The organism is Candidatus Desulfolinea nitratireducens, from assembly GCF_982879505.1.
The window spans coordinates 1-4,047 of sequence record NZ_CEYOSI010000273.1 but is presented as its reverse complement, the minus strand read 5'-3'; the positions used below and the strand labels follow the sequence as shown (position 1 = coordinate 4,047).

The window sequence follows — 4,047 nt, the reverse complement described above, 5'->3', positions numbered from 1 at the left end:
GGCTGCCGCGGAATGTTTCTACAAAACTTTGTGGGTCTGGCAGGTTTTTGAGTGCCAAGGCTGCGAGCTGCAAGCCAACCGCCCATCCCTCCGTACGCGCTTCGAGTGCATTGACAGTATCTTCTTTTAAGTCAAGCTGCATGGATTGATTGAAGAAATGACTGGCTTCTTCTTCTGTAAAGCGCAGATCACTGGCGCGGATTTCAACCATTTGCCCACGCGCGCGAAAACGCGCCAATGGCAAAGAGGGATCTGAGCGCGTGATGATGACCAGATGCGCATGGCGTGGTTGGTGCTCAAGAAAATATTCCAGCATCTCGTGAATGAGCGGGTTGGTGATGAGATGGTAATCATCGAGGACGAGGATTGCAGGCTCTTCAAGAAGAGCAAGAGTGTTAATGATTTCATTCAGAATATTTTGGAAGGGCGGGAGTTGGGGTGCCTCCAATAGCGCCAGAATGTTTTCCAGCGCAAAATCACTGATCCGATTCCAGGCGGTTGCCCAATAGGACAAGAAGCGTGCTGACTCATTGTCGCTTTTTTCGAGGGATAACCAGACATTTCGCGTTGATTCCGTAAAAGAATAGAGCCAACTGGTTATTAAGGTGGTTTTTCCATAACCAGCAGGTGCGGAGACCAGTGTCAATTTTCGCTGCTCTATCAAACCGGCTTGCAGTTGGTCCAAAAGCCGTGGACGCATCACACCACCGGCACGCCAGAGGGGAATATGGAATTTGGTTTCAAGAAAGCGATCAGCCATGGTTAAAAGATCATCTTATTTGATATTGTCCCAATTATAGACTGAATTGATAAAATCATAAAACCCTGCGACCTTCAAAGACAGCTTGTACTCGTTCGCGTTCGATAGCGATCCACTCGTCATAGAATCCGGGCAGGAGTTCTCCCTGATAGAGTGAAAGATTTGCAATGAGCGATTGGAGATCGAGGTCGGGTCTCTCCATTTGCAAAACATCGAGCCAGTACTCGGAATTTCGATTGAATTTCAATGTAAAATCATCAGCAAGGATATATTCGCTACTACCGGATTGTCCTACTGCGAGGGCTTTGCGAATACGCCATAATTCCTGTCGAAGATTTTTTCGTGCAATTTTATCGGTGGTTTCGGGCCAAAATACGCCTGCCAGTTTCTCCCGGCGGTGGGAAGTCCCTGCTGTCAGTGTGAGATATGCCAGAGGGATTGACCAGCCCGAGAGGAAATCGTGACGCGTTTTCCATCAAGTCGCACGTCGAATTGTCCAAGAAGTCGAATCTTAAGCATCAAATCCTCCAATAACCAGTACATGGCATATATACTGAAAGAGCAGATAATCCCAGTATAGCACCTTCCGGTGGAAATTTAGACCAAATGCGTCTTTTTTACGTCTCAAGAATTTTCAGGAAATAAAAGACGAAAAAAGGATTACCCTTTGTAATAATGTGGGCAAATGTTTACCACCCATCTGGTTGCAGAACGTAACCTTATTGTAAAAGGAGTCAAAATGTTTTTCCACAACCTAGAAAATGCCCAAGCTTTTGAAGTCGAACGTCACAAGGATGAGATGCACGACGCGGTAAAACACAATTTGGTGCATCAAAATACCAAAGGGCTAAAATCTGCTGCCCTGCCTTATGTGATCCTGAGCATAATCACCTGGATATTGGCGAGCTTAATTTGGTAGTTGCTTATCATTTTACAGATAGAATCTTTTCTTCCTTCTCCCGAAGGGTTGCCAGGAGTAATACTCCTGGCAACCCAAAATGAATTATCTATTGAAGGACGGGGTTCGGAACAAATTCTCGTAAGGGCACAAAAAAGCCGCTAATAGCGGCTTTTTTTGATTCTCCATCATCCTTGAACTACTTTATCAATACAGCCGCCAAAGCAGCCTGATCTTTTTCAGAGAACCCCAAACCCCGCCGAATCCATTGGTCAAGCACGCCAAACTCTTCTTTTACCTGGCTAAGGGCAGCACTTAAATAATCGGAACGCGCATCAAAAAGAGGCGCGTACATCCGCCAGGGGACACCGAAATAAGCCAACTTGCTAAGTCGTCGATATATTTCCTGAGTATAGGCATCCAAATTTTCATTTGTGATTAAATAGTCTTCCATTACGGTTTCAAAGGGGACCCCTAAAACCAGCTGAATGAGACTGGAAACCACACCTGTCCGATCTTTTCCGGCAGAGCAGTGAATAAGAAGGGGTAAATTTTCGGGATTTGATATGCGATGGAACAAGGCTTTGAGCTGAGGCAGGTAATTGGTTGCGTATTCGCGATACGCTTGATAAGACTCTGCAATATAGTCCATTTTGCGCTCACTCCCAAACATGAGAGAAAATAAGCGACGCAATGATCGCCCATGGTAATCAACGATCGGACGCATGGGGATATTAAAAAAGGTGAATGGCCTGGCAATCGGTATTCGGTCCGGTTCTTTCTGTCGCTCAAATTCTGATCTTAAATCGCAAACTGTTTTTATGCCTAAAGAGGCAATATAGTCAATATCAGCATTGCTTGCTTTAGATAAGTCACCACTACGATAAAGCAATCCACTTTTAAGACTCGTTCCGTTTTGCGTTTTATAACCACCAAAATCGCGAAAATTATGAATGGATTCCATGGGTCAATTCACTTCCTCATCCAAGACTTCAATAAATTTCTCATAGATCTCTTGTGCCTGTTCAGGGCTATTCCCAATGGCTGTCAGACCAAGCTTTCCCAACGATGAAACGCAACTGATCATATGCAGCACGATCCCGGTATGGCTGGTATGGTCAAAATGTAAGCGGTGATTGCTAACAATATCGAAAAGTTTCTGTGGGGTCAATTTTTTATATGCCTTGGATTTTAAAGCATCCGTTGCCACATAATATTTTGCCTGCCCTTGCAATGTCTGGTAGATACCTGTATCTGGATCGAATTTTCCGCCGGTTAAGAAAAGCAGCGTTAAATATGGATGGGTTGTTCCGCCTTTTCGAAGGTTTACTTCAATGGCATATTGCTCCCAGCGCCAACGAGATCGGACAACGATGAAATCCAACGCAAAGCGTCCAACGACACCTTCCTTGGCGAAACGCTTGCCAATTTTCACCGCCTCGCGGGTAATCATTGGCCCATATTCAGGATTGGCAGGAAAACGCGCTCCCATATAAATCTGTCCGCTGGGGCCACCTAATATTTGATCATGGGTAGAGAGCAATTCCACCTCTCCCAAAGGTGTGACGCGCAATTGAACACTTGGGCTGAACATACTGTCGCCATCAATTAATTCTTCTACAATGCCGCCTTTTGTACTGAGCTGTTCCATATACCAATCATAGTTAACGTCGGCCAATTCATATTGCAGTTCTTTTAATCGCTCCCCCAAAGCATTCTTAACATCTGCTGCCTCGGGTTTGGGAAGGCCGGATAGATCCAGGGTCGCGTTGCCATATCCCGAAACACCATCGTTATGCTTAACGATAACTTTTGATATTTCAGGTTTTTCCGTGCGCATCTGGGAGATGGCCTTGACCAGATCATCTTTACTGAAAATATTCTCCGCGCCTTGCGGATGCTGAATACCTTCTTCAGCAAAGATCTGGCGACAGCCGCTTTTTGTACCAAAAGCAAAAAAGCGCGGGTCGGCGGCGTACATGGGGATGCCAAGCTGAACAGCAAAATCACGCTCGAGATCAGTGGTCAAAAATGGAACCAGGTGCGCCATATCCAGATTTGGAATTTCCTTGCGGATCTGTTCGATAAGTTTGGGACGCTCAAGCAATTTTGTCACCAACGGACGATCCGATAAATCCTGTGGAGATATCAGAGTGAGTCGCCTGCGGGCGCTGGCAATACTCACACTCGGCAGAATATCTAAATAATAATCAATAATATCCTGTTGGATGGGGGCAGAGGTCAGATAGATGATACGCACATGAGGTTGACGCAGTAAAAAGAGCATAAAGAGCATTCTCTCTTCATAGGCTTGCTGGGAGGCAAAATCCAATTTCAAATCCACGGTCATGGAGGGTAATACCACCATCGTGTTTTCATCCTCAATAAA

At 45.4% G+C, this 4,047-nt stretch carries 4 protein-coding genes and 1 pseudogene; 1 reads left to right on the top strand and 4 read right to left on the bottom strand.

The features are described from left to right. Positions 1-760: pseudogene (locus AC3DOM_RS16340) on the bottom strand (hypothetical protein); the annotation flags it as partial. Positions 761-815: 55 nt separating this feature from the next. After that, a complete protein-coding gene (locus tag AC3DOM_RS16335; RefSeq protein WP_487920106.1) occupies positions 816-1,007 on the bottom strand; it encodes a hypothetical protein in 192 nt (63 codons plus the stop codon). 492 nt (positions 1,008-1,499) lie between these two features. Between AC3DOM_RS16335 and AC3DOM_RS16330 the strand changes: the two genes are divergently transcribed. After that, a complete protein-coding gene (locus AC3DOM_RS16330; RefSeq protein ID WP_487920105.1) occupies positions 1,500-1,679 on the top strand; it encodes a hypothetical protein in 180 nt (59 codons plus the stop codon). 178 nt (positions 1,680-1,857) lie between these two features. Here the strand turns inward: AC3DOM_RS16330 and AC3DOM_RS16325 are convergent, their stop codons facing one another. Next, positions 1,858-2,622, bottom strand: coding sequence for a tyrosine-protein phosphatase (locus tag AC3DOM_RS16325; RefSeq protein WP_487920104.1), 765 nt, complete (start codon positions 2,620-2,622; stop codon positions 1,858-1,860). A 3-nt stretch (positions 2,623-2,625) separates the two neighbouring features. After that, on the bottom strand, positions 2,626-4,047 hold a 1,422-nt coding region (locus tag AC3DOM_RS16320), incomplete at its 5' end, for a peptide ligase PGM1-related protein (protein ID WP_487920103.1).

Coding starts and splice junctions, on each gene's coding strand:
- AC3DOM_RS16330 (WP_487920105.1), top strand. CDS start 1,500: ATGTTTTTCCACAACCTAGAAAATGCCCAAGCTTTTGAAGTCGAACGT.
- AC3DOM_RS16325 (WP_487920104.1), bottom strand. CDS start 2,622: ATGGAATCCATTCATAATTTTCGCGATTTTGGTGGTTATAAAACGCAA.